The sequence below is a fragment of the Streptomyces sp. ISL-10 genome (assembly GCF_018614575.1).
In the GTDB taxonomy this organism is placed as follows: Bacteria; Actinomycetota; Actinomycetes; order Streptomycetales; family Streptomycetaceae; genus Streptomyces.
Map to the genome: position 1 here is coordinate 338986 of NZ_JAGGOJ010000010.1, position 21036 is coordinate 360021.

Below are 21036 nucleotides of genomic sequence, written 5' to 3' on the forward strand. Positions count from 1 at the left end.
GGTGGCGTGAGCCCGAGGAGGCCCGCATGAAGCGTACGGACCGCATCGCCGAGCCCTGGGGCACCCGCACGCCCTACGGCCGTGGAGAGACATGGCCGGTGCGGGTCGACTCGCATCTCGCCGACGGCGTCGGCGCCGACGACGTGGAGCGCTGGGTACCCAGCGCGGCTGTGCTGCATTCCAACGGCGACGGGTTGTATCTCGCCGTCAAGGACGGCGGGATCGTGGGCGTACGGGGACGGCCCGACGACCGCGTCAACCACGGACGGCTCGACCCCAAGGACCTGTTCGCCTGGCAGGCGAACGCCTCGCCGGAGCGGCTGACCCGCCCGCTGGTGCGGGAGGGCGGCGAGCTGGTGGAGAGCGACTGGGACACGGCGATGTCGCGCGTGGTCGCGCGGACCCGCCGGCTCCTGGACGAACAGGGCGCGTCGGCCATCGGGTTCTACACCAGCGGGCAGCTCCTGCTGGAGGAGTACTACACGCTCTCCCTGATCGCGCGCGGCGGGATCGGCACCAACCACCTCGACGGCAACACCCGGCTGTGCACGGCGACCGCCGCCGAGGCCCTGAAGGCGTCCTTCGGCTGCGACGGTCAGCCGGGCTCGTACACGGACATCGACCACGCCGATGTGATCGCCCTGTTCGGGCACAACATGGCCGAGAGCCAGGCCGTCCTGTGGAGCAGGGTGCTCGACCGGCTGGCGGGGCCACAGCCGCCCGCGGTGATCTGCGTCGATCCGCGGCCCACTCCGGTGGCGCGGGCGGCGACGGTCCATCTGGCGCCGAGGCCGGGCACGAATGTCGCCCTGATGAACGCACTGCTGCATGTGATCGTGCGGACGGGCCGCATCGACCGCGACTTCATCGACGCGCACGTGGTCGGCTTCGAGGACCTGGAGAGGTGCGTCGTGGAGTACCCGCCGGAGCGGGCGGCCGAGATCTGCGGGGTTCCGGCCGACGACATCCGGCAGGCCGCCCAACTGCTGGGCGCTGCCGAGCGGTTGCTGTCGACGGTTCTGCAGGGGTTCTACCAGTCGCATCAGGCGACGGCCGCCGCGATCCAGGTCAACAATCTGCATCTGATCCGCGGCATGCTGGGGCGGCCCGGCTGCGGTGTGCTGCAGATGAACGGACAGCCGACGGCGCAGAACACACGTGAGTGCGGCGCGGACGGCGACCTGCCCGGTTTTCGCAACTGGAGCAACGACGAGCACGTCGCCGACCTGGCACGGGTCTGGAACGTCGCGCCGGAACGCATCCCGCACTACGGCCCGCCCACGCATGCCATGCAGATGATGCGCTACACGGAGAACGGCTCGATCCGCATGCTGTGGGTGTCGGGCACCAACCCGGCGGTGTCCCTGCCCGAACTGCACCGCATGCGGGGGGTGCTGGGGCAGAAGCGGCTGTTCCTCGTGGTGCAGGACATCTTCCTGACGGAGACGGCCCAGCTGGCGGACGTCGTCCTGCCGGCCGCCGCGTGGGGTGAGAAGACGGGCACGTTCACCAATGCCGACCGCACCGTCCATCTGTCCGACAAGGCGGTCGATCCACCCGGGGACGCACGGTCCGACCTGGACATCTTCCTCGACTACGCCGCACGCCTGGACCTTCGGGACAAGGACGGCGGCCCGCTGGTGACATGGCACGATCCCGAGTCGGCGTTCGAGGCGTGGCAGGAGTGCAGCCGGGGACGGCCGTGCGACTACACGGGCATCACCTACGACCGGCTGCGCGAGCACGGCGGCATCCAGTGGCCATGTGACGACGAGCACCCCGACGGCACCGAACGGCTCTTCGCCGACGGCCGGTTCTTCAGCCACCCCACGTCCTGCGAGAGCTACGGCCGGGATCTCGTCACGGGCGCGCCGCTGGAGGAATCCGAGTACCGCGCCCTCAATCCGTCGGGGAAGGCCATGGTCAAGGCGGCGGAGTACCTGCCGCCGCACGAGCAGACGTCAGCCGAGTATCCGTATCTGCTGACGACGGGCCGGACGCTGTACCACTTCCACACGCGCACCAAGACGGCCCGCACCCCGCAACTGCAGGCGGCCGCACCGCAGATGTGGATCGAGCTCTCGCGGCGGGACGCCGAGGCCGCCGGCATCGCCGAGGGCGATCTGGTCGAGGCGACGACCCCGCGCGGCAGTGTGCGGGCCCGGGCGCGGATCACGGCGATCAGGGAGGGGGTGCTCTTCCTGCCGTTCCACTACGGCTACTGGGACGACGGTGACGGGCGCGGTGCGGGCCGGCCGCCGAGGGCGGCGAACGAACTGACCCTCACCGACTGGGATCCGGCGTCCAAACAGCCGCTGTTCAAGACGGCCGCCGCCCGTATCCGGCGCATCGGCGCGGGCAGCGGTGCGCAGACCGTTCCGACGAACACCGCCTCCGCTCCCGTGACCGGCGGCATCGCGCCGACGCGCGGCGGCCCCGCGGCCCAGGTGGAGGAGGCCGGCCCGCCGGCGGGCGACGAGGGAGGCACACCATGAGGATCGGTCTGCTGCTGCGCGATCTGCACCACGACGAGAATGCCCTGGCGCACCATCTGATGGTGGTGTCCGAGCGCCATCGCGCGGACCACGAGGTGTATCACCTGGCCCGTGATCTGGCGGGCTGGTCCCACCAGCACGTACGGGCGCTGGCAGAGGCGGGACCGGCGTACGGCGCCGACCTCGACGCGGTCGCGAAGGGCGAGATCTCGGCGGTGGCGAAGATGCGGGAGAGGGCGAGCGAGCTCGCGGGCCGTCACGGGCAGGGGGAGCTGGCGCTGCTGCGCGATCTGCGGAAGGTGTGCACGGACGCGACGGGAGTGCTGACCGACTGGGAGATGCTGGCGCAGGGCGCGCAGGCGCTCGACGACCAGGACCTGCTGCGGCTGGCCGCCACCTGCCGTCCCGACACGCTGCGCCAGGTGCGCTGGGCGAGGGCGATGCTGAAGGAGGCGAGTCCGCAGATCCTGCTGGCGTAGGCCCCTGGCGGGACTCCGGTGACCTCGCGGCAGGCTCTTGCCTTGTCACGCCGCCCTGTTCCCCGCGCGGCCTCCGGCGCGGGAGGTGCCCCCGTAGACCTGCGTGCGCGGAGGCGCCCCCAGCACCGGACGACGCTCCTCGACGGGCAGACTGTGCCTGCCGCGGCACTAGGCGAGGGGGAAGGGCACACCGTGCTCGGCGGCGGGCCGGGGGCCGAAGATGCGCCGTTCCTCCTCGGTGATGGCGACGTCGTTGATGCTCGCCTCCCTGCGCGCCATCAGACCCGCCGCGTCGAACTCCCACAGTTCGTTGCCGTAGGACCGCCACCACCGGCCGCCGGCGTCGCGGCTCTCGTACTGGAAGCGGACGGCGATCCGGTTGCCGTCGTACGCCCACAGTTCCTTGCGCAGCGCGTAGTCGCTCTCCCGCTCCCATTTCCTCGTCAGGAAGTCGACGATCGCCTCGCGCCCGGTGACGAAGACGTCCCGGTTGCGCCAGAGAGAGTCGTGTGTGTACGCGAGCGAGACCCGGTGCGGGTCGCGGGTGTTCCAGGCGTCCTCGGCCGCCTGGACCTTCAGGGCCGCCGTCTCGGCGGTGAAGGGCGGCAGCGGGGGGCGTGCGGTCATGACTCCTCCATCGGGGTGCACGGCGCCCCGCGATCGAGGCGCCGCACCAAGGGAGAACCAACGTTCTCCATCGGTGCTGCTAACCTAGAGAACGATGGTTCTCGCGTCAAGGAGGGGGAGTCGGCATGGACAGCGCGACCGCCAGGCAACGCGCCCTGGACGCGGCCGAGGAGCTGTTCTACTCGCGGGGCATCCAGGCGGTCGGCATGGACGCGATCCGCACCGCGTCCGGGGTTTCCCTCAAGCGCCTGTACCAGCTCTTCCCCAACAAGGAACAGCTCGTCGACGCCTACCTGGAGCGGCGCGACCTCCGCTGGCGCCGAAGCCTCGCCGACCATGTCGAGCGCTCCGCGGAACCCGCGGAGCGACTGCTGGCGGTCTTCGACTGGCTGTACGCATGGTTCCGCGAGCCCGGTTTCCGCGGCTGTGCGTGGATCAACGGCTACGGGGAGCTCGGCGCGACCTCGCCCGCGGTGGCCGCCCGGGCCAGGGCGCACAAACAGGCGTTCAAGGACTATCTGGCGGAGCTGGTGAGCGCCGCGGGCCTGCCCGCCGACACCGCGGAACACCTGCGGCTGCTCGCCGAGGGTGCGATGGCGACGGCCGGGATCCTCGGCGACCCGCACGCCGCGCTGCACGCCCGGCAGGCCGCGGCCCGCCTCGTCGCCGCCGAGGCCGGCTGAAGTCGGGCGGGTCCGGCCGGGGTCGGTCGGGGCTGCCGAGGAACAGCCGTACCATGACACAGCCGCTCATACCGCCCGCCCCAACGGGCCCTGCCAGGGCCCGTGGAGACCGAGTTGTGCGAAGACCTTGGTCAACACCGGCCTGGTTGGCATGCTTGAGCAACCCGCGGCCGAGGCACGTGAACGCGGGGGCTTCGATCCGCCCTACGCGGTTCGCCCAGCTTATGCGGGAGGTGTAGAAAGAGCATATGGCCGGACGCTACGGCCGGACGCGCTCGGTTCTGCGGATGAGAACTGTCGCAGGTCAGGTCTTTCTCCTGCAGGTGGCGATCGTGGTGTTGCTCGTCGCCGCAGCCATGGCGGCGCTCGTGCTCCAGTCCCGCACCGACAGTGAACGGGAGGCCCGCAACCGGTCGGTCGCCGTGGCCGAGACCTTCGCGAACGCGCCCGGCACCGCCGAGGCCATCACCGGCCCGAACCCTACCGCCGTGCTCCAGCCACGCGCCGAAGAGGCCCGCGAGCGCTCCGGGGTCGACTTCATCGTCGTCCTCAACACCGAGGGCATCCGCTACACCCACCCTTTCACCGACCGCATCGGCAAGAAGTTCGTCGGCAACTACGCGCCCGCGCTGGAAGGCCGTATCGTCACCGAGAAGATCATCGGGACGATCGGGCCCCTCGTCCAGGCCGTCGTCCCGGTCAGGGCGAGCGACGGCAGGATCGTCGGTCTGGTGTCCGCGGGTATCACCATCGAAAACGTCAGCGGCGTCGTTGAGGACCAGTTCCCCCTCCTGTTCGGCTCTGCGGCCGGGGTCCTGCTGCTGACGACCGGCGGCACCGCTCTGGTCACCCGCAGGCTGCGCCGCCAGACCCACGGCCTGGGGCCGGCCGAGATGACTCGCATGTACGAACATCACGACGCCGTCCTGCACGCGGTCCGCGAAGGCGTCGTCATCATCGGCGGGGACGGCCGGCTGCTGCTCGCCAACGACGAGGCGCGCAGGCTGCTGGACCTGCCGGCCGATGTGGACGGTGCCCCGGTCGGCGAGCTCGGACTCGATTCGCACACCGCACGCCTGCTGTCCACCGGCCGCATCGCCACCGACGAGATCATCCCGGTCGGCGACCGGCTGCTCGCCGTCAACCAGCGGACGACGGACCAGGCGGGTGGGCCGCCCGGCACGGTCGCGACGTTCAGGGACACCACGGAGCTTCAGGCACTCACCGGCCGGGTCGATGTGGCGCGGGGCCGGCTGAAGTTGCTGTACGACGCCGGCACGGAGATCGGCACCACGCTCGACGTGGTGCGCACCTGCGAGGAGTTGTGCGAGTTCGCCGCCGCCCGGTTCGCCGACTTCGCCACCGTCGACCTGGCGGAGGCCGTGCTGCGCGGCGAGGAGCCGACGGCCACCGGGGTGGACGTCGACATGCGGCGCACGGCGTTCAGCGGCCCCGACGACGCGGCGCTGTACCCGCTCGGCCATGCGATCCGCTTCCTGCGCACGACGCCGCTCGGTTCGGGCCTCGGCAAGGGCGAGGCCGTCCTGGAGACGGATCTGAGCACGTTCTCCGGCTGGCAGGAGCAGGACCCGGTGCGCGCGCCGAAACTGGTCGAGTACGGGATGCACTCCATGATCGCGGTGCCGGTGCGGGCGAGGGGCGTGGTGCTGGGCGTCGCCATGTTCTGGCGGGCCCGGACACCGGAGCCGTTCGAGGACGAGGACCTCTCGCTCGCGGAGGAACTGGTGGCCCGTGCCGCGGTGAGTGTCGACAACGCCCGGCGCTACTCCCGCGAACACACGATGGCCGTGACGCTGCAGCGCAGCCTGCTGCCCCGGGTCCTGCCCGAACAGACCGCGCTGGACGTGGCGTACCGCTACCGCCCGGCGCAGGCCGGGCTGGGGGGCCTCGGCGGCGTGGGCGGCGACTGGTTCGACATCATTCCGCTGCCGGGGGCGCGCGTGGCGCTGGTCGTCGGGGACGTGGTCGGGCACGGACTGCACGCCGCGGCGACCATGGGGCGGCTGCGCACCGCCGTGCACAACTTCTCCAGCCTGGATCTGCCGCCGGACGAACTGCTGTGGCATCTCGACGAACTGGTGGCCCGTATCGACCAGGACGAGGCGGACGACTGCGTGGACGCCTCGGTCACCGGTGCCACCTGCATCTACGCGATCTACGATCCGGTCTCCGGGAACTGCAGCATCGCGCGGGCCGGCCATCTCCAGCCCGCGATCGTCCACCCGGACGGAACGGCCGAGTTCGCCGATGTGCCGGGCGGTCCACCGCTGGGGCTCGGCGGCATGCCGTTCGAGACGCTGGAACTGCGGCTGGCCGCCGACAGCCGGCTGGTCCTGTACACCGACGGGCTCATCGAGGACCGTGAGCGGGAGATCGACCAGGGCCTGGAGTTGCTGCGCCACACTCTGGAGCACAACGGCGGCCGCACGCCCGACGAGACGTGCGAGGCAGTCCTCGCGGCACTGCTCCCAGAGCGCCCGCGCGACGACATCGCCCTACTGGTGGGACGCACCCGCGTCATGACGTCGGACCAGGTCGCCCAATGGGACGTGCCGCCGGACCCGGCCGCCGTGCGGCGGGTACGGGCCGCGGTGTCGCTGAAGCTCTCCGAGTGGGACGTGGGCGAGGAGGCGTTCACCACGGAACTGATCCTCAGTGAGCTGGTGACCAATGCGATCCGCTACGCCGACGGGCCCATCCAGGTACGGCTGATCCGCGACCGCAGCCTCATCTGCGAGGTGTCGGACAGCAGCAGCACCTCACCCCATCTGCGGCAGGCGGCGACCACGGACGAGGGGGGTCGGGGGCTGTTCCTCGTGGCTCAGTTCGCGGACCGCTGGGGTACGCGGTACACAGCGGACGGCAAGGTGATCTGGGCGGAGCAGCCGCTGTCACCCGGTGTGCCGGCCCTCGTCGACGGCGACAGACGATCACCCCTGCCCTAGGGGCGGTGCGCTGGCCGCCGGCACCGAACTGCCGCCTGAGCCCGCCTGATTCGCCCCGGGCGGGATCACCCGGGCGGCGGGAACACGGTCGGTCCCGGCTCGCACGTCCGCTCCGCCACCCGTCTCGTTGACCAACGGGCCCGGCATGCACGGCCGTTGCGCGCCAGGCCCCGGCCCGTTCAGCTCGTCGTGGCGATGTAGTAGACGTTCAGCGGGTCGCCCTCGACGGAGCGGACGTCCACCGACCGGAAGCCCGCCTCCGACAGCATGCGCTCGGCGGTCTCCTGACCCCAGACGGTGCCCAGGCCCGCGCCACCGGTGCTGAGGGAGGTCGTCATGCAGTAGAAGACGGAGAAGCCGAAGAGCGCGGGTCCGAAGGGATGGCCGATGTTCTTCTCCAGCCTGCTGGAGGCGGCGATGTCGCCCATGAGGAAGGTGCCGCCCTCCCGCAGCGACTTCGCGATCACCGCCAGGGTGCGGGCGGGCTGCGCCAGATCGTGGATCACGTCGAAGGCGGTGATCAGGTCGTACCGGCCGGAGATCTCCGTCGAGTCGCCGAGGATGAACTCCACGTTGTCCAGGCCCAGCCCGGCGGCCTCCGCGCGGCCTGCCGCGATGCCGGCCTCGGACCGGTCGATGCCGGAGAACCTGCTCACGGGATACGCCTGGGCCAGCACGACGGGCGCGTGCCCCTCCCCGGTTCCCACGTCGAGGGCGTCGATGCCGGAGCGCAGCCGGTCGGTGAGCCCGGGCACGAGCGGGATGATGACGTCGACGAGGGCCTGGTCGTAGACGCGGGCGGTCTCCTCGGCCTGCAGCGCCTGGAAGCGCGGATAGGCCGAGTACGGGACGCCGCCGCCCTCGCGGAAGGATCGCACGACCTGCTGCTCGACCTCGCCCATGAGGGCGATGTACGGCATGAGCCCCGCGAGGTTGTCCGTTCCCGCCGCGCGGGTCAGCGAGGCCGCGTGCTCGGGCGGCAGCCGGTAGGTCCGGCCCCCGGGGTCGTACTCGACGAAGCCTCCGACGACCATGCCGCCGAGCCATTCGCGCACATAGCGCTCGTCGAGCCCCGCCGCCTTGGCGATCTCGTCGCTGGTCGAGGGGGCCAGCCCGGCCAGGGTGTCGAAGAGGCCCGTCTGGTGACCGACGCTGGTCAGGAGCGCGAGGGCGCCCTTGTTCAGGACATCGACCACCTCACCGGCGAACGCCTCCTGCTTCGCCGGATCCGTGGCGGGCTGTGTCTCGGTGCTCGGCATGACCGCTCCCTTCCCCGGGGCCCACGCCGCGCACCGACGAGGGCCGGTCCACCTTTGTCACGTTACGCCCGAACGGCGATGCCTGACCTTACGAAGCGGGAACGGCGCCCCGCCCCTGTCCGCCCCCGCGCCGTGGCCCTCGCGGGCTCCCCGAATGGTCCCGTACGGGAACGACGGCGGCGCCCGCCGTTCAGCGCACCGGGATCAGCAGCTCCGGCCGGTCCCACAGGACCGCGGGCGGCTCGGCCTTCACCGTGCCCGTCCTGTGGGCGCCCACGCTCAGGTAGAAGCCCTCGGCGGGCGGATGGGACACCACACGGACGGCCTCGACGCCGGCCTCACGGGCACGGTCCTTCATATGGGCAATGAGGCAGCGCCCGATGCCGAGCCCCTGGGCATCGTCGGCGACAAACATCAGATCGAGCTCGGGCGGGGACAGGACGAGGGCGTAGAAGCCGAGCAGCCGGTCGTCGTCACCGGTCGCGAGATACACCTCATGGGTCTCGACGTAGTCGGGGCCGACGCGGTACCCGGCCACCATCGCCGCGTAATGCCCCTCGTAGGCACGGGAGTTGCGCACCAGGCGGGTGAGCCGCCTGGTGTCACGCGCCGTGGCCCGGACGATGCGCACCCTCTTGCCGCGCCGACCGCCGCCGGGCAAGGTGACCGTAAGGGGCTCTTTCATGCTACGAGTATGACAGACGTGGCGGCGGGGTTCGCGGACACGACCTGGGCCCATCAGGCGGTGCGCCAGTAACCAAGGGCGCTGACCCGGTCCTTGGGCAGGGCCAGTTCCTTGCGGACGAAGGCGGTGAGGGTGCGGGTCGTCGCCGTGTCGCAGGCGATCCAGACGTACGCGCCGGCCGGGTCGTCGAGCAGGTCGGGCAGCGCCTGGCTGACCTGCTCGACGAGATGCGCGCCTCCGTCGCGGCGCGGGACGCGCCGCACGTCGTGGCGGTCGGGATCGACGCGCAGCGGCAGGTCCGCGTCCGACGCGTGGCCGGTCTCGAACCAGACGGTCGCGGGCACGGCGGGGAACGCGCCGAGCAGGGAGTTGATCGCCGGGAGCGACGCGGGGTCTCCGACGACGAACAGGCGGGAGGGTTCGGGCACCGGTGCCGTGAAGCCCGTGCCCTGGAGAGTGGCCTCGACGGTGTCGCCCGGTCGCGCCGTGCGCGCCCAGTCGCTGGCACAGCCGTCGTGGAGGGCGAACTCGAGACTGAACGTGCCCGCCGCCGGGTCCGGGTCGACCAGGGTGTAGGCGCGCTGGTGCGGCTTGCCCGCGTCGCTGAACCAGACGCGCACCCACATCGTGGGGTGCACACCGGTCTGCGCGAGCATGCCGCCGTCGGTGAAGTCGATCCTCCGGAAATGGTCGGTGACTTCTTCCGCGCCGGTGACGGTGAACGTGAAGTCCTTGCCCCGCATCAGTTTGAGGACGACGCCCTCCCAGCCATGCCCCACTGCGCTCTCCCCTCCCCGCCGGATTCCGGCCCTCACGCCCCCAGCCCCGGTTCCGGCCAACCGGCCCCGACCGGACTCCGGCACGGAACACCGGCAGGAGACGTTTCCCGAACAGCCCTGCCTCAAGTTAGGACACCCTAACCTGAAGAGTCGGGAAACAGTGCGGCACAGCGATCCAGCGGGACCCCTGGGGCAAACGGCGACGTGGACGAGGGCGAGGGCGAAGGGTTCAGTGTGCGCTGGCCGGCACGGGCCGGCGAGGACATCGTTCGCCGCGCTGCCCGCGCTGCTGCGGGCCGGCGCAGCTCGCCTTCCTCACCCGTGAGGCGGTGGAAGTCCAGGGCTGACGCCCGCCGGTGGACCGCCACGGAACGCGCCCCGTGGCGGTCCACCGGCGTCCCCTCACGCGTCGAGGAATTCCGCGACCATCGCCGCGAACTCTTCGGGCGTGGCTATCCGGGTGCCCAACTGCTCGGCCTTGCCCCGCTTGGAGCCCGCACCGGCGCCGGCGACCAGGAGCGAGGTGCGCTTGGAGACGCCGGAGGACGAGGTGCCGCCGGCGCGCTCGACGAGCTCGTTCATCTGATTGCGGGACAGCTTCTCCAGGGGGCCGGTCATGGCGCCGGTGACGACGACGGTCATGCCGTCCAGGGGCCCGGCCCGACCCGCGCCGCGCTCTCCCGCGCCACCCTGTCCCGCGCCATCGTCGACCGCCTCGTCGTGCTCGCCGCTCTGTGCGTCCGCTTCACCGTGCGCGGCGGGCGGGGTCGCCCCGGGCTCGGTCATGGCGAGGCCCGCGGCAGTGAGCCGGTCGATGAGCGGGGCCAGTTCGGCAAGTTCGGCCACCACGGTCCGCGCCTTCTCCACGCCGATGCCGTCCACCTGCTGCAGGGCCTCGGCGTCGGCGGCCCGTATGTGCTCCATCGTCGCGAAGTGGCGGGCGATACGGCGGGACATGGACCGGCCCGTACCCCGCACACCGAGGGCGCAGAACACCCGCGACAAGGGGCGGGTCCTCGCCGTCGCGATCGCCGAGAGCAGGTTGTCGGTGCTGGTCTCGCCCATGCGGTCCAGCTCCAGCAACTGGTCGCGGGTGAGGGAGAAGAGGTCGGCGAAGTCGGTGACGAGCCCTGCGTCGACGAGCTGGACGACGCGGGTGGTGCCGAGCCCCTCGATATCGAGCTGGTCGCGCCCCGCGGCGTAGGAGACGGAGGCGACGACCCGGCAGTTCCTACCGCGCACGCATCGCCAGCGCTGCTCGGAGGTGTCGATCTGCGATCCGCACTGCGGACAGACCTCGGGGAACTCGATGGCCGTCTCGTCGCCCGTGCGCAGATGGGCGACGGGGGCCTCGATACGCGGAATGATGTCTCCCGCCTTGTAGACCATCACCCGGTCGCCCAGGCGCAGATCACGCCGGGTGATGTCGGCGGGATTGTGCAGGGTCGCGTATGTGACGGTGGAGCCGTCGATCTCCACGGGCTCGAGCACGGCGCGGGGCGCGATGATGCCGGTACGCCCCACGTTCCACTCGACGCCGAGCAGAGTGGTCACCTTCTCCACCGCGGGCAGCTTGTAGGCGATGGCCCAGCGAGGGGCCCGCGATCCGGAGCCGGCGGCGGCCTGGTCGGCCGCGCGATCCGCCTTGATGACGATGCCGTCGATGCCGAACGGCAGGTCCGGACGGGCCGCGGCGATCTCCTCGATACGGGCCTGGATCTCCTCGGCCGTCTTCAGGGTGCGGGGAGCGACGGCGCTGCCGGCGGCGGTGTGCACGCCCAGCCCGCCCACGTATTCCATCAGCTGGCTGTGCGGCCACTCGGCCAGGCGGTCCGCCTCCTCCGGGCCGGTGCCGGGCATGGGCAGTGCACCGTAACCGAAGAAGGTCATCTGCACCGTGTACTCACGGTCCTTGGCACGCAGGGTGCCCGCGGCGCCGTTGCGCGGATTGGCGAAGGGCGCTGCGCCGTGCTCGGTGCGGACCGTGTTGGCCCGCTCGAACTGGTCGTCGCTCATGAGAACTTCGCCGCGGATCTCCAGCGTCACGGCTTCGGTGAGCCGGTACGGGAGACCGACGACGGTGCCGATCGCGTGCGAGACGTCCTCACCGGCACTGCCGTCCCCGCGGGTGATGAGCCGGGTGAGCCTGCCGTGCTCGTACCGCGCCGCGACGGCGAGCCCGTCGAGCTTCGGCTCGACGCTCCACACCTCGACGGGCCTGCCGATCCGCCGCTCCACCAACGCCGTCCAGGCGAGAAGCTGCTCGGCCGAGAAGACGTTGTCCAGGGACAGCATGGGGACCGTGTGCGGCACATCGCCGGTGACCGCTCCGCCCGCGACCTTGCCGGTCGGCGAATCGGCGGCGATCGCGTCGGGGTGCTCGGCCTCCCAGGCCGCGATGCCGCGCACCAGGCGGTCGTACGCGTCGTCGTCGAGGGCGCTCTCGCCCGTCGCGTAGTACGCGGCAGCGGACTTGGCGGCGGTCTCGACCGCTGCGGCGTACGCCGCGGCGTCGGCGAGGAGCGCGGCGGGAGCAGCGCCGTCGACTGCCGCGACGGGAGCGGCATCGGCGGCATGAGCAGCGGAAACGGCAGGTGATGTCGTCATGCCTCCATACTGCCGCCCACCACTGACAACGGCCCCGGGACGGCGTCGGGGGCCCTGCGGATGTGATGGCTGAGTGCCCGACTCGGCGATTGAGCCCCTCGGTTGGCCCGTCCGTGGGGCGCCTGAGCCCCACGGCTGGCCCGACCGTGCGGGAGCGGACATGGCACCGATGGTCCAGGCCGATGCGGACGAGTGTGCTCCCGCCCCGAGGACGAACGGGCGCGTAGCGCTCGCCGCAACGGGAACCGGCGGTCCAGGCCCGGCGTCGTCCTGATCATGATTGCGGATGCGGAAGATCTGGTCCATGACTGGGAGTCGATCAGGCAGGGCTACTTCCCGGGGGAGCCGGACGCGACCTTGCTGGAGTGCGTGGAGCAGCTCCGCGTGGCGCGGGCTGCTGTGCCCCGGGATCCGGATGTCGCGGCGTTCTTCACGCTCGGGCTGGTGTTGATGTACGGCCATGCCATGGAGGCTGATCCGGAAGTGGCAGACGAGGCTGCGAAGGCGCTGCTGGCCGCGGCTTCGGATCCAGCCGTCGTGAACCGGGCGTGCGGTCACGAGACTCATCCGTGCGACGACAGTGACGTCGACGGACAGCTGGAGTCCTTCGAGATGCTGTTGTCGCTGCTGGCCGGGGACTCGGAGTACGAGTGGGAGGACCTCGACCGGAAGGGCCAGGAACCGCAGGAAGAGTCCCGCTGGCGCTGCCCGCACAACGTGGCAGGCTTCGCTCGGTGGGCCGCGGCGGCGATTGGTTGAGTACGTTGTCCTTGAGTCGGCCTCTCCCGCAGAAGGCTGTGGACCATCAGAGCAGGCAGGGGTGTCCGAAAATGGCACTGCCCAAGAAGGGGTCGCGACGCATAACCGTCGATGGCAACACCTACCGCTGGAGGCTTCGCGGGAGGCCGACCTACGACCAGGGTCTTGTCCGGTCTCCGCTCACCTATGCGGTGGAGCACGCAGACAGTCCGGGCACCACGTTGGTGATCACCACCGATCAGCCGCATCCGAGCAACTGGCTGGGCAGCATGGCCACCCCCCTGCCGCCCTCGCACGTTGCCGACAGTATTCGCACGGCTCGTGCCGGCGGTTGGCTGCCCGAGAGCCCCGGCTCCCCGTTTCGTCTCGACCGGTCGGAGGGCTTCGCCTCCGCCTTCTGATTCGGCCCGCGCCGAAGGGACTCACCGACCACGTGATCCGTGATCCGACCGCGCACTCGTGTTCCCGTCCGCGGACAGACGTCCGGTGATGACATATGCCACCGCCTCGCAAGACCGCTTTCGCCACACTCATCACAGCAGTCACGGACGCCGAGGTCCTGCACAGGTGCCGCGTACCCTGGGCTCCCGAACAGGGGGCCGAAGGCTCGGAGAGCCTGGGGCATATGTCCGAGGCACCACCGGATCGAGTGTTGCCAAATGGCTTACGGCCCTTCGCCGCCTGTGCAACAGTCGTACCCGGTCCCTGTATCAGTCCTGGCCCGGTGGCCGCGCCTGTATCGGAGTACGACATGCCGTCCCATGTGTTCGCGGACCGTCCCGCCCAACCGCCCGAGCGTGGCGCCGTCGACGCCCTCATCACCCGCACTCGCAGGCTGCGCGGAGACGTGGACGCGGTGCGCCAGGACACGGTGGGCGCCGACGACGACCCGCAGGGACGATGGCAGCGGGCGCTCTACGATCTGGCGGTCCATCACCTGGACGACCTGGGCGCGCACTTGGACCAACTCCGGGAGGGACTCCCACCGGAGACCGCGGACGCCTTCGCGAGCGAGCTCGCGGCATACGAGGCGGACACTGCCGCGGATACAGGATCGCTGCTCAGCCGGGTCGGCAGCACGGAGTGGAACCTGCTGACCGACGAGGTGAGCTGGTCCGACGAGTTGTACCAGATCCTCGGCCGCGACCCCGAGGCCGGCCCGATGTCCCTCGACGAGCTGCCCTCTTGCGTCTTCGCCGAGGACCAGTCCCTGCTCACCGCGATGGTGACGGACTGTCTGGTCGACGGACGGCCCATCGACGGCGAGTTCCGCATCGTCCGGCCCGACGGCCGCGTGCGCACCGTGCACATGATGGGCGAGCCCGTCCTCGACTCCGACGGATCGACGGCCTCCATGTGGGCCGTCCTCCGCGATGTCAGCGAACTGCGGCGCAGCCAGCGGGCGGTACGCGAGAGCAGGGACTCCCTCCAGCGGCGGCAGCACTTCGAGCGGACCGAGCGCCGGCTCGCCGTCGAGATGCAGGAAGCCGTGCTGCCGCCCTGGTGCGGTTCGCTCCGCTTCCCGCCCGGCAGCCCCACGCCGCTGGACATCGCCGCCCACTGTCGTCCCTCGGCGCACGGCGCACTCATCGGCGCCGACTGGTACGACGCCTTGCAACTGCCCGGCGGCGAGACCCTGTTGAGCGTCGGGGATCTCACGGGCCACGGGATGGCAGCCACATCGTCGATGGCCATGCTGCTCGGCGCCCTGCGGGGCATGGCGGTGGCGGGTATCCGCCCGGGACAGCTCATGGCCCATCTGAACCAGCTACTGGACAGCTCCCCGCAGCCCGCCCTCAGCACCGCGGTGTGCTGCCGATACGTCCCGGCGACCCGCGTCCTGACCTGGGCGCAGGCGGGACACCCCGCCCCGCTGTTGTTCCGCGGCGGGACGGGGCAAGCGCTGTCCACGCTCGACGGGGCGCTGCTGGGAGCGACCGGCGGCGCGTCGTACGAGCAGGGCGAACTGACCCTGCGACCCGGTGATGTGCTGGTCCTGCACACCGACGGTCTGACGCGTACGAGCGAGGCGGCAGCAAGCGCCGCGGTTCCGGCGGACCGGCTGACGGCGCTGGCAGCACGGATCACCGAGGCTCGTGACGCACAGGAGTGCCTCAGGGGCGTGGTGGAGGAATTGGGTGAGGGCGACCGCGAGGGCGACGCCTGTGTGCTGGTCGCGAAGGTGATCGCATAGTCAGAAGGTGAGTCGCGTGGACAGTGGTGCGAGTGCCCCTCGCCGGGGGGGGACCGCCTCTTGAGCGGTGGTCGAGTGCTGCCTCGTGACCGCGGGGCCAGGCTGCCCGTTGACCGGTGGTCGAGCGTTGCGTCGTCACCGTCGGCCGGCCGCCTCTTGACTGGTGGTCGAGCGCGTCACACCCGCCCGTCAGACCCGGGTGTTTCTGCGCTTCGCCGACGGATCGGTGGGCAGCGCCAGTTGGATCTCCTCGCGAAGGTCCTCGATCTTCGCGTAGCCCGCGTACTGCCCGGTGAGGCGGTACATCTCCCGCAGCCGGTCCCACGTCCGGTGCGAGGAGGTCTCCCCCATCGACACCAGTGCCAGCCTGGCGTAGCGGTCGGCCTGTTCGGGATCGTCGGCGATGAAGCACGCCGATGCCAGCGAGATGTAGTCGAAGATCTTGGAGCGCTGACGGCCGCCCTCGCGCAGCTGCAGTGCCTGCTTGGCGTGCCGCTGGGCGATGCTCGCCGCCGATGGATCGTGTTCGGCCAGCGTGCGGTAGGCGAGCGCCTGCATGCCGTGCATGTCCGCCTCGTCGAACATCTGCATCCAACTGGGCGGCGGCACATCGCTCTTGTCGGAGACGAACAGCTCCTCGGCCTCGCCGAGCGTGCGGCGCATGGCCTGCCCGCGGCCCATGGACGCCTGTGCCCAGGCTTCGATGGTGTGCAGCATCGCCCTGGTACGGGGCAGGGTCTGCTCCCCCGATCCCGTCTTGGCGAGTTTCATCAGGTCCAGGGCGTCGTCGGGCCGGCCCAGATGCACCATCTGGCGGGCGGCTCTCGACAACGCTTCGCCGGCCCGGGGACGGTCGCCGCCCTCGCGCGCCGCGTGCGCGGCGATGACGAAGTACTTCTGTGCGGTGGGCTCCAGGCCGATGTCGTGGGACATCCAGCCCGCGAGGACGGCGAGATTGGCGGCGACGCCCCACAGGCGACGCTGGAGGTGGTCGGGGTGGCGGTAGGCGAGCATGCCGCCCACCTCGTTCAGTTGGCCCACGACCGCCTTGCGCTGCAGTCCGCCGCCGCGGGCGGCGTCCCAGGCGCGGAACACTTCGACGGATCGCTCCAGTGCATCGATCTCCTGCGAGCCGATGGGGGCGGCCTCGTAGCGGTCGTACCCAGCGGGGTCGGCGTGCAGCGGATCGGCGGCGAGGGCGTGGTCATGGGATGTGCCGGGGTCGGTCTTGAGCCAGTCGTGCATGGCGCTGCTGAGTGCTGAGCCCGCGGCGAGTGCCGCGCCGGCGCCCACCAGGCCGCGTCGGTTGAGCATGAGGTCCATTCCCGTGAATTCGGTGAGGACCGCAGCCGTACGGTCGGGCGCCCACGGCAGACCGTCAGGGTTGTCGACTCCCTGGACGTCCCGCCGCTTCCCCGCTCGCCCGCTCCGTGCGAAGCCGAGGTCCTCGATGGTCACGACACGACCGAGTCGCTCGGTGAACAGGGCCGCCAGCACCTTCGGCACGGGATCGCGCGGGGACTCGCCCATGTCGATCCAGCGCCGTACGCGCGAGGTGTCGGTCGCCAGTTGGGGGTGGCCCATGGCCGCCGCCTGCCGGTTCACGAGTCTCGCGAGTTCGCCCTTGGACCAGCCGGCCAGGCCGAACAGGTCGTTCAGACGCGTGTTGGGTTCTCCGCTCACGTCAAGCCCCCAGGTTCTCGGCTGAGTTGACAGTAGCCCCGTGTCATAGGGCTGGCGACTATTCGCCAGGGTTCGCCAGGGTGCGCCAGATGGTGTGCCACCCGCGGCCCGGTGTCAGGTAGGAACGCGCCACCTCGCTCCGGCTGCCGGAGGCACATTCCCCAGGGTGTTGCCTGCGGTACGTCCGGGGCGGGGCAGTGCACGCAACCTGTCGGCGCACGAAGGGATCTGTATCTCCCATGTACACAGCATCGTCCTCCGTGTCCGCCCCGTCCCGGCCGCAGCGTTCGGCTGTTCCGGCCGGCTCCGGACCGTATCTCGACCCCGCTCTCACCGGCCGGGCACGCAGGCCGGCCGGTGTGGTCGGCCAACCCCTCAGCGGGAGAATCGACTTGTCCGGCCCCCAGGGCGCACAGCTGCGCAAGGCTGTCGCGTCGGTGCACCGGATCTGCCCGGAGTTCAATCCGGTGCAGGTGCTGCGCCGCAGCGGACGTTCCGTGCTGATCATCGGAACGACGGGGCGTACCACCGCGGTCGCCAAGTGCTTACTGGACCACTCTCCCGCCTGGGCCGAGTCGCTCCGGCACGAAATAGCTTCCTACCGTGCGTTCGTGCGGCACCGGCCGCCGGTCCGCGTGCCCCGGCTCATCGCCGCCGACCCGGAGAACTGCACGCTGGTGATCGAGCGGATGCCGGGTCGCCCCGCGGCACTTGCCCGGCATCCGGTCGAGGCGCCGCCGAGGGCGGACGTGCGCGCGGCGCTCGGTGCCGTCGCCCGGCTCAACTCCTGGCGTCCGCCCGCCGGGATGTTCGACGCGCCGCTCGACTACGGCTCGCGGATCTCGCGCTATCACGAACTGGGCCTGTTCACCGACCGGGACCTGGGGGACCTGCAGAAGCTGCTGCACGGGCTCGCCCAGGCGGGCGGACGACAGGGCATGGGCCAGTTCTGCCACGGTGACGCGCTGCTGTCGAACATCCTCCTGTCCCCCACCGGTCCCGTCCTCGTGGACTGGGAGCACGCGGGCTGGTATCTGCCCGGGTACGACCTGGCGACGCTGTGGGCGGTGCTCGGGGACGCCCCCGAGGCACGCCGCCGCATCAGCCAGCTGGCCCAGCAGCACGGGACGGCGGCACGGGACGCGTTCCTGGTGAATCTGATGCTGGTGCTGACACGCGAGATCCGTACGTACGAGACGGCCGTGCAGCGCACGATGCGGGAGGCGCCTCCCGTCGTCGGCGGGCAGGCACCGGCGTCGGGCCTCGCGGCCGGTGAGGAGCAGCGGCTGCTGCTGCGGCGGCTGCACGACGACTGCGCACTGGCCCGCAGGGCGGTGCGCGCGGCGGTCGGCACGCGCTGACCGGACGAGGGGGAAGCGCGCTGCGCGCCCGGTGCCGACACACCGGGGGCGCAGCGCGCTGTCGTGGGCCGTCGGGATCGCCGCGCTGACCGGTTCGCTGACCGCGTGCGCGGACCGCTCGCCTCAGCAGGTCGTGGACCGGCTCGCGCAGGATTACGTCGCACGGTCCACGACGACAACGCGTGTCCGATCGCGATCCGGATGGACCGGAAGGGCTGAGCAGGACCGGCCATTGGTCCATGCCAGTGACGCGCCGCAGGCCCGCGAGCCGTCGTTCCGAAAAGTCTCCGACACGCGTACTGACGTGCAAATTCCTTGCTCGAAAGCGTGATTGACGGATCGTTCGTGACCCGATACCCCTTAACGGTCCGGCCGCGCACCATCCGTCCTGGGAGGCTGCCTTGCAAGGATTCGCCCTCGCGCGCTCCAGAAGCGCTCGCCGACATGCCTGGACCGCGGGCTCGGCGGTGGCCGCTGCCGCTCTGCTGCTGCCCCTGCTCTCCGCGGGCTCCTCGGCGAACGCGGACGGGCGCCCTTCGGCCTCGGCTCTGCAGCGGGACTTCGCCGAGGCCGCCGATGAGTTCGGGGTGCCGGAGAGCGTGCTGCTCGGCGTGTCGTACTTGCAGTCCCGCTGGGACGCGCACGGCGGGGCCGCCAGCGTCACCGGGGGCTACGGTCCCATGCATCTCACCGACGCGCGGACGGCGCTGGCCGAGGCTCCGCACCATTCGCACGGTGCGGAAGACGCTCGGGGCGACGACGCGCGGACGGCGCGCACGCCGGCCGAGGCCGCGCTGCCGGAGCCGGCGTCGCTGCCGCCTCGGCTGCGCACCCTGGAGCGGGCGGCGCAGGTGTCGGGCATCGGCCCAAAGCGGCTGCGGGACGACGCGGCGGCGAATGTACGCGGCGGTGCCGCGCTGCTCGCCGACGCGCAGAAGTCGCTGGGCCGTCCGCCGAGCGACGACCCGGCGCAGTGGTACGGCGCGGTGGCCCGGTTCTCGGGTGCGGACGACGTGGCGACGGCGAGGACGTACGCCGACGACGTGTTCGATGTGATCCGCACGGGCCACGCCCGGACCACGGACAGCGGCCAGCGGATGGTGCTGGCGTCCGACCCCGGTGTGGCGCCGGACCGGTCCCAGGTGGCGGACCTCGGTCTGCGCACCGCCGACGCGGCACGGACGGAGTGTCCGCGGTCGGTGGCGTGCGAGTGGATCCCAGCGCCGTACGAGGAGTTCGGCGCGGGCGACTACGGCAATCACGACAAGGCGGGGCGGCCGGACTCGCAGTCGGTGGAGTACATCGTCGTCCATGACACCGAGGCCACCTGGGACACCACCCTGCGGCTGGTGCAGGATCCTGAGTATGTGTCGTGGCAGTACTCGCTGCGCTCGTCGGACGGGCACATCGCGCAGCATGTGCCGCTCAAGGACGTGGCCTGGCACGCCGGGAACTGGTTCGTGAACGCCAAGTCGGTGGGCCTGGAGCACGAAGGTTTCCTGGTGTCGCCGGACGCCTGGTACACGGAGGCGATGTACCGCTCGTCGGCGCGGCTGGTGCGCTATCTCGCGCACCGGTTCGACATTCCGCTGGACCGTCAGCACATCCTCGGCCATGACAATGTGCCCGGGACGACCACGGCCACGATCCGGGGCATGCACACCGACCCGGGGCCGTACTGGGACTGGCAGCACTATTTCACGCTGCTGGGCAGGCCGTTCGTTCCCGAGGCGGGTCCGGACGGCGCGGTGGTCACCATCCGGCCGGACTACGACGCGCACCGGCCGCTCTACACCGATTGTGTGAAGGCGGGCGATGCCTGTACGCCGCACGGCTCGGGCGCAGTCCGGCTGCACACGGGGCCGAACGAGAGCGCGCCGCTGGTCAAGGACATCGGACTGCGTCCGGGCGGGCAGGACTCGACGACCGGGGTGAACGACACCGGTGCGCGGGCCTCGACGGGCCAGCGGTACGCGGTGGCCGGGCGGGCGGGCGACTGGACGGCCATCTGGTACCTGGGGCAGAAGGCGTGGTTCCACAATCCGCGTACGGAGCCGACGGCGGTGGCGGCGCGGGCGCGGGTGCTGACCCCGAGGGACGGGCTTGCCGAGGTGCCGGTGTACGGGCGGGCGTATCCGGAGGCGTCGGCCTATCCGGCGGGCGTGCCCGTGCAGCCCGTCTCGCCGCTGCCGTACAAGCTGCCGGCAGGCCAGAAGTACGTGGTGGGTGACCGGCTGCCGGGCGAGTACCTGTACGCGACGACGTTCGACACGGCCGGTCACCGGGTGGTGCGGGGCGAGGAGATCTACTACGAGATCCAGTTCGGGCACCGTGTGGCGTTCGTGAAGGCATCCGACGTGGCGGTGACGAGCCGCTGACGCCGCGACAGGCAGAACTTGCCGGGGCGGCACCAGGAAACGCGGCAGCGGAACGGCGGGGTGCCATCGGTCGTGGGGTCC

15 protein-coding genes are annotated in these 21036 nt (G+C 71.2%); 9 read left to right on the top strand and 6 right to left on the bottom strand.

Going from position 1 to position 21036, the window contains the following annotated elements; translation table 11 throughout:
* The first annotated feature begins 26 nt into the window (after positions 1–26).
* On the top strand, positions 27–2495 hold the full coding sequence (locus J7E88_RS11965) for a molybdopterin oxidoreductase family protein (protein ID WP_215179921.1): 2469 nt from the start codon (positions 27–29) through the stop codon (positions 2493–2495).
* Positions 2492–2974: a hypothetical protein gene (locus J7E88_RS11970; RefSeq protein WP_215179924.1), complete on the top strand. Its 483-nt coding sequence runs from the start codon at positions 2492–2494 to the stop codon at positions 2972–2974. The genes J7E88_RS11965 and J7E88_RS11970 overlap by 4 nt, the downstream gene beginning before the upstream one ends.
* A gap of 168 nt (positions 2975–3142) precedes the next feature.
* On the opposite strand, the gene J7E88_RS11975 is transcribed toward J7E88_RS11970, so the two are convergent.
* A complete protein-coding gene (locus J7E88_RS11975; RefSeq protein WP_215179926.1) occupies positions 3143–3601 on the bottom strand; it encodes a nuclear transport factor 2 family protein in 459 nt (152 codons plus the stop codon).
* 125 nt (positions 3602–3726) lie between these two features.
* Between J7E88_RS11975 and J7E88_RS11980 the strand changes: the two genes are divergently transcribed.
* Together J7E88_RS11980 and J7E88_RS11985 are read left to right on the top strand one after the other, a co-directional pair.
* Positions 3727–4284 (top strand): TetR/AcrR family transcriptional regulator, encoded by a 558-nt coding sequence (locus J7E88_RS11980; protein WP_215179928.1) that lies wholly within the window; start codon positions 3727–3729, stop codon positions 4282–4284.
* Between the two features lie 248 nt (positions 4285–4532).
* Positions 4533–7250: a SpoIIE family protein phosphatase gene (locus J7E88_RS11985; RefSeq protein WP_215179930.1), complete on the top strand. Its 2718-nt coding sequence runs from the start codon at positions 4533–4535 to the stop codon at positions 7248–7250.
* Between the two features lie 179 nt (positions 7251–7429).
* Here J7E88_RS11985 and J7E88_RS11990 read toward each other — a convergent pair whose 3' ends face one another.
* The 4 genes from J7E88_RS11990 to ligA form a co-directional block, all read right to left on the bottom strand.
* The gene (locus J7E88_RS11990) at positions 7430–8509 is read right to left on the bottom strand and encodes a class I SAM-dependent methyltransferase (protein ID WP_215179932.1); all 1080 of its coding nucleotides are present in this window, start codon (positions 8507–8509) and stop codon (positions 7430–7432) included.
* A gap of 190 nt (positions 8510–8699) precedes the next feature.
* Positions 8700–9194, bottom strand: coding sequence for a GNAT family N-acetyltransferase (locus tag J7E88_RS11995; protein ID WP_215179934.1), 495 nt, complete (start codon positions 9192–9194; stop codon positions 8700–8702).
* A gap of 53 nt (positions 9195–9247) precedes the next feature.
* Positions 9248–9973, bottom strand: a complete 726-nt coding sequence (locus tag J7E88_RS12000) for a siderophore-interacting protein (protein WP_215179936.1) — start codon at positions 9971–9973, stop codon at positions 9248–9250.
* Positions 9974–10375: 402 nt separating this feature from the next.
* Entirely contained in the window at positions 10376–12580 is a 2205-nt protein-coding gene (gene ligA / locus J7E88_RS12005) for an NAD-dependent DNA ligase LigA (protein WP_215179938.1), read from the bottom strand.
* A 276-nt stretch (positions 12581–12856) separates the two neighbouring features.
* Between ligA and J7E88_RS12010 the strand changes: the two genes are divergently transcribed.
* The 3 genes from J7E88_RS12010 (at position 12857) to J7E88_RS12020 (ending at position 15533) form a co-directional block, all read left to right on the top strand.
* Positions 12857–13339 (top strand): hypothetical protein, encoded by a 483-nt coding sequence (locus J7E88_RS12010; protein ID WP_215179940.1) that lies wholly within the window; start codon positions 12857–12859, stop codon positions 13337–13339.
* Positions 13340–13410: 71 nt separating this feature from the next.
* Positions 13411–13740 carry a hypothetical protein gene (locus J7E88_RS12015; RefSeq protein ID WP_215179942.1) on the top strand — a complete coding sequence of 110 codons (330 nt, stop codon included), beginning with the start codon at positions 13411–13413 and terminating at the stop codon, positions 13738–13740.
* A 350-nt stretch (positions 13741–14090) separates the two neighbouring features.
* Entirely contained in the window at positions 14091–15533 is a 1443-nt protein-coding gene (locus J7E88_RS12020; protein ID WP_215179943.1) for a PP2C family protein-serine/threonine phosphatase, read from the top strand.
* A gap of 189 nt (positions 15534–15722) precedes the next feature.
* On the opposite strand, the gene J7E88_RS12025 is transcribed toward J7E88_RS12020, so the two are convergent.
* The gene (locus J7E88_RS12025; protein ID WP_215179945.1) at positions 15723–17216 is read right to left on the bottom strand and encodes a hypothetical protein; all 1494 of its coding nucleotides are present in this window, start codon (positions 17214–17216) and stop codon (positions 15723–15725) included.
* Positions 17217–17455: 239 nt separating this feature from the next.
* Here J7E88_RS12025 and J7E88_RS12030 point away from each other — a divergent pair, with 239 nt between their 5' ends.
* Both J7E88_RS12030 and J7E88_RS12035 read left to right on the top strand, forming a co-directional pair.
* Positions 17456–18577: an aminoglycoside phosphotransferase family protein gene (locus tag J7E88_RS12030; protein WP_215179948.1), complete on the top strand. Its 1122-nt coding sequence runs from the start codon at positions 17456–17458 to the stop codon at positions 18575–18577.
* A gap of 401 nt (positions 18578–18978) precedes the next feature.
* A complete protein-coding gene (locus J7E88_RS12035) occupies positions 18979–20955 on the top strand; it encodes a peptidoglycan recognition family protein (protein ID WP_215179949.1) in 1977 nt (658 codons plus the stop codon).
* The last annotated feature ends 81 nt before the right edge of the window (positions 20956–21036 follow it).

What these genes read in the sequence shown, in the direction of transcription:
- J7E88_RS11965 (WP_215179921.1), top strand. Translation starts at nt 27, where the DNA reads ATGAAGCGTACGGACCGCATCGCCGAGCCCTGGGGCACCCGCACGCCC.
- J7E88_RS12010 (WP_215179940.1), top strand. Translation starts at nt 12,857, where the DNA reads ATGATTGCGGATGCGGAAGATCTGGTCCATGACTGGGAGTCGATCAGG.
- J7E88_RS12030 (WP_215179948.1), top strand. Translation starts at nt 17,456, where the DNA reads ATGTACACAGCATCGTCCTCCGTGTCCGCCCCGTCCCGGCCGCAGCGT.
- ligA (WP_215179938.1), bottom strand. Translation starts at nt 12,580, where the DNA reads ATGACGACATCACCTGCCGTTTCCGCTGCTCATGCCGCCGATGCCGCT.
- J7E88_RS11980 (WP_215179928.1), top strand. Translation starts at nt 3,727, where the DNA reads ATGGACAGCGCGACCGCCAGGCAACGCGCCCTGGACGCGGCCGAGGAG.
- J7E88_RS12020 (WP_215179943.1), top strand. Translation starts at nt 14,091, where the DNA reads ATGCCGTCCCATGTGTTCGCGGACCGTCCCGCCCAACCGCCCGAGCGT.
- J7E88_RS12015 (WP_215179942.1), top strand. Translation starts at nt 13,411, where the DNA reads ATGGCACTGCCCAAGAAGGGGTCGCGACGCATAACCGTCGATGGCAAC.
- J7E88_RS11985 (WP_215179930.1), top strand. Translation starts at nt 4,533, where the DNA reads ATGGCCGGACGCTACGGCCGGACGCGCTCGGTTCTGCGGATGAGAACT.
- J7E88_RS11970 (WP_215179924.1), top strand. Translation starts at nt 2,492, where the DNA reads ATGAGGATCGGTCTGCTGCTGCGCGATCTGCACCACGACGAGAATGCC.
- J7E88_RS11990 (WP_215179932.1), bottom strand. Translation starts at nt 8,509, where the DNA reads ATGCCGAGCACCGAGACACAGCCCGCCACGGATCCGGCGAAGCAGGAG.
- J7E88_RS11995 (WP_215179934.1), bottom strand. Translation starts at nt 9,194, where the DNA reads ATGAAAGAGCCCCTTACGGTCACCTTGCCCGGCGGCGGTCGGCGCGGC.
- J7E88_RS11975 (WP_215179926.1), bottom strand. Translation starts at nt 3,601, where the DNA reads ATGACCGCACGCCCCCCGCTGCCGCCCTTCACCGCCGAGACGGCGGCC.